2 protein-coding genes are annotated in these 4,174 nt (G+C 68.4%); both read right to left on the bottom strand.

What is annotated here, in order from left to right; genetic code table 11:
* Positions 1 to 3,142, bottom strand: a 3,142-nt coding sequence (locus FV222_RS18875; RefSeq protein ID WP_147815381.1) for a multidrug efflux RND transporter permease subunit, incomplete at its 3' end; no start/stop codon positions are given.
* Positions 3,143 to 3,256: 114 nt separating this feature from the next.
* Positions 3,257 to 4,174: efflux RND transporter periplasmic adaptor subunit (locus FV222_RS18870; protein ID WP_147815380.1), on the bottom strand; the 918-nt coding region annotated here is incomplete at its 5' end.

Genomic DNA, 4,174 nt, shown 5'->3' with positions numbered 1-4,174 from the left:
GCGCCCGCGCCGCCGGGGTCGCGGCCTCCGCCGTCTCGCCGGCGAGCACGTCCTTGCGGCGGAACAGACGCATCACGACGACGAAGAACACCGGCACGAAGAACACCGCCAGCACGGTCGCCGAGATCATGCCGCCCATCACGCCGGTGCCGATCGCCTGCTGGCTCTTGGAGGCGGCGCCGGCGGCGATGGCGAGCGGCACCACGCCGAAGATGAAGGCGAGCGAAGTCATCACGATCGGGCGGAACCGCAGCGTCGCCGCCTCGATCGTCGCGTCCACGATCGAGGTGCCCGGTTTCCAGAGGTCCTTGGCGAACTCCACGATCAGGATCGCGTTCTTGGCCGAGAGGCCGATGATCGTGATCAGCCCGATCTTGAAGTAGACGTCGTTGGGCAGGCCGCGCAGGTACACCGCCGCCACCGAGCCGATGACGCCGAGCGGGATCACCAGCAGCACCGAGAACGGGATCGCCCAGCTCTCGTAGAGCGCGGCCAGGCACAGGAACACGATCAGCACCGAGAGCGCGAGCAGCATCGAAGCCTGGGAGCCGGCCTGCTTCTCCTGCAGCGACTGGCCGGTCCAGGTGTAGCCGAAGCCCTTGGGCAGTTGGCCCATCAGCCGCTCCATCTCGTTGATCGCGTCGCCCGAGGTGTAGCCGGGGTTGGGCTCGCCGGTGATGCGCACCGACTGGTAGCCGTTGAAGCCGACGATCTGCTGCGGCCCGACGCTCCATTTCAGGTCGGCGAAGGAGGACATCGGCACCATGGTGCCCGATGCGTTCTTCACCCCGTAGTTCAGGATGTCGGTCGCCTGCATCCGCTGCAGATCCTCCGACTGGACGATCACGCGCTGCATCTTGCCCCGGTTCGGGAAGTCGTTGGTGTAGACCGAGCCGAGGTTGACCTGGATCGTCGCGTTGATGTCCTCGAACTTCACGCCGAGCGCCGCCGCCTTCTCGCGGTCGATGACCAGTTCGGCCTCGGGCGCCGGCGGCAGGCCCTCGATCTTCATCTTCTGCAGCACCGGGCTCTGCATCGCGAGCTTGAGGAGCTGTTCCTGTGCGGCGAGCAGCGCCGAGTAGCCCTTCTGCGCCCGGTCCTGCAGGCGGAACGAGAAGCCGGCCGCGTTGCCGAGGTTGTCCACCGGCGGCGGCTCCTGCGCGTCGACGATCGCGTCGCGATAGCCCGACAGAGCCTTGTTGGTTCCCGCCACCAGCGCCGAAGCGGAATTCGCCGCGTCGCGCTCGTCCCAGGGCTTGAGCGTCACGAAGGCCTGGCTGGTGTTCGAGCCCTGGCCGGAGAACGAGAAGCCGTTCAGCATCGTCACCGTGGCGACGCCGGGCTGCGCCAGCAGATGCTCCTCGACCTTGCGCACGGCGGCCTGCGTCCGGTTGAACGAGGCTCCGGGGGGGGTCTGGATGTCGACGGTGAAGAAGCCCTGGTCCTCCAGCGGCAGGAAGCCTTCGGGCAGCCGCGCGAAGGCGAAGGCGACGCCGGCCACCAGCGCCAGGTAGACGATCATCACCCGGCCGGACTTCTTGATGAACCACGCGGTGCCGCGGCCGTAGCGCTTGGTCTCGCGGTCGACGATCCGGTTGAACCAGCCGAACACGCCGCCCTTGGCATGGCCATGGCCCTTCTCGACCGGCTTCAGCAGGGTCGCGCACAGCGCCGGCGTCAGCGAGAGCGCGAGCACCGCCGAGAAGGCGATCGAGGTCACCATCGCGATCGAGAACTGACGGTAGATGATGCCGACCGAACCGGGGAAGAACGCCATCGGGATGAACACCGCGATCAGCACCAGGGTGATGCCGATGATCGCCCCGGTGATCTGGTCCATCGCCTTCTTGGTCGCGTCCTTCGGCGACAGGCCTTCCTCGGTCATGATGCGCTCGACGTTCTCGACCACGACGATGGCGTCGTCGACGAGGATGCCGATGGCCAGCACCATGCCGAACATCGTCAGCACGTTGATGGAGAAGCCTGCGAGCAGCATCGTGCAGCAGGTGCCCATCAGGGCGATCGGCACGACGATGGTCGGAATCAGGGTGTAGCGGATGTTCTGCAGGAACAGGAACATCACCACGAAGACCAGAACCACCGCCTCCACGAGGGTGTGCAGCACCTTCTCGATCGAGGCCTTCACCGCGGGCGTGATGTCGTAGGGGATGTCCCACTTCAGGCCCGGCGGGAAGAACTGCGACAGCTCCTCCATCTTCTTGCGGATGGCGCCGGCCGTCTCCAGCGCGTTGCCGTCGGGGGCCAGCGTCACCGAGATGCCCGCGGCCTGGCCGCCGTTGAGGCGGGTCGAGAACTGGTAGGCGTCGCCGCCGAGTTCGATCCGCGCGACGTCGCGCAGGCGCACGTTCGAGCCGTCGGAGTTGGCGCGCAGCACGATCGCGCCGAAGTCGTCCACCGATGCGAGCTGGCCCTTGACGATGATCGGCGCGGTGATCGCCTGGCTGTAGGGGCTCGGCTGCGCGCCGACGGCGCCCGAGGCCACCTGGATGTTCTGGTTGCGGATCGCGTCCGTCACGTTCTCGGCGGTGAGCGAGAGCCCGCGCAGCTTGTCCGGGTCGACCCAGATGCGAAGGCTGCGCTCGGTCGAGTACAGCGTCGCGCGCCCGACGCCGGGGATGCGGCGGATCTCGTTGATGACGTTGCGGATCAGGAAGTCGCCCAGGCCGATCTCGTCCATCTTCCCGTCGGTCGAGACGAGCGTGATGATGTTCAGCGTCGCGGCCGACGCCTCCTCGACGAGGATGCCCTGCTGGCGGACTTCGGCCGGCAGGCGCGCCTCGACGCGCTTGAGGCGGTTCTGCACCTCGACGGAGGCCAGCGCCGGGTCGGTGCCGGGCTGGAAGGTGGCGGTGATGTTGACGGCGCCGAACGAGTCGCTGGTCGACTCGAAGCTCATGATGTTGGCCGCGCCGTTCAGCTCGTCCTCGATGAGCCGGGTCGTGCCGGTGTAGAGGCTCTCCACCGAGGCGCCGGGATAGGCGGTCGAGAGCGCGATCGCCGGCGGCGCGATCACCGGATACTGCGCCACCGGCAGCAGCGGCAGCGAGAGCGCGCCGCCGAGGATGATGAACAGCGCGACGACCCAGGCGAAGACCGGCCGGTCGATGAAGAAGCGTGCCATGGAGGTTCCGGATCAGCCTGTCGGGTGTTCGTGGGGCGGCGCTTCGAAGCGCGCCCCGGTCGGCGATGTCGCTCGGCGAGCCCTGCTCACCGAGCCTTGCTTACCGAGCCTTGCTTACCGCGGCTTGGCGGCGGCTTCGGCCTTGCCGTCCGACGCCTTGCCGTCCGACGCCTTGCCGTTCGACGCCTTGCCGTCCGACGCCTTGGTCGCGCTCGCCTTCGCGGCGCTCGCCTTGGCCTCCGCGGCCCGCGCCTCGGCGGCCTTCGCCTCCTTCATCTTGGCTTCGGCCAGCTTGGCCTCGGCCTCGGCGACCTCGTCGACGTCGTGCGGCATCGCCTCGGCGGTCGGGTGCGGCGGGGTCTTGTCCACCGGCTTGACCTGCTGGCCCGCGACGATCTTCTGAAAGCCCTCGGTCACCACCCGCTCGCCGGCCTTGAGCCCGTCGCGGATCAGCCAGTTGGTGCCGACCACCGGGCCGACCTCGACCGGCTGGAGCGCGACCCGGTCGTCCTCCTTCACGACCCAGACCTCGGCCTTGCCGTCGTTGGTGCGCTGGATCGCCTGCTGCGGCACCGCGATCGCGTCGGAATCGATGCCCTGCTTGATCCGGGCGCGCACGTACATGCCGGGAAACAGCTCGTCGTGCGGGTTGGGGATCTGCACGCGCAGCGTGACCTGGCCGGTGCTCGGGTCGGCGGTGACGTCCGAGAACAGGAGCTGGCCCGCCATCGGGTAGAGGGCGCCGTCGTCCATGATCAGGTGGACGTTCGCCGAATCGCGCTCGAGCCGCGAGAGTTCGCCGCTGGCGAGGTCGCGCCGCAACTTGTTCAGCTCGCCGACCGACTGGGTGATGTCGACGTAGATCGGGTCGAGCTGCTGGATCGTGGCCAGCACGCCGGTGGTGCCGGACTCGATCAGGGTGCCCTCGGTGAGCAGCGCCCGGCCGATGCGGCCCGAGATCGGCGCGCGGACGTCGGTCCAGTCGAGGTTGAGCTTGGCCCGGTCGCGGGTCGCGCGGGCGCCGGCGACCTC

It is taken from the genome of Methylobacterium sp. WL103 (genome assembly GCF_008039885.1).
GTDB classification, from domain to species: domain Bacteria; phylum Pseudomonadota; class Alphaproteobacteria; order Rhizobiales; family Beijerinckiaceae; genus Methylobacterium; species Methylobacterium cerastii.
This window is presented reverse-complemented; position numbering and strand designations above follow the sequence as displayed.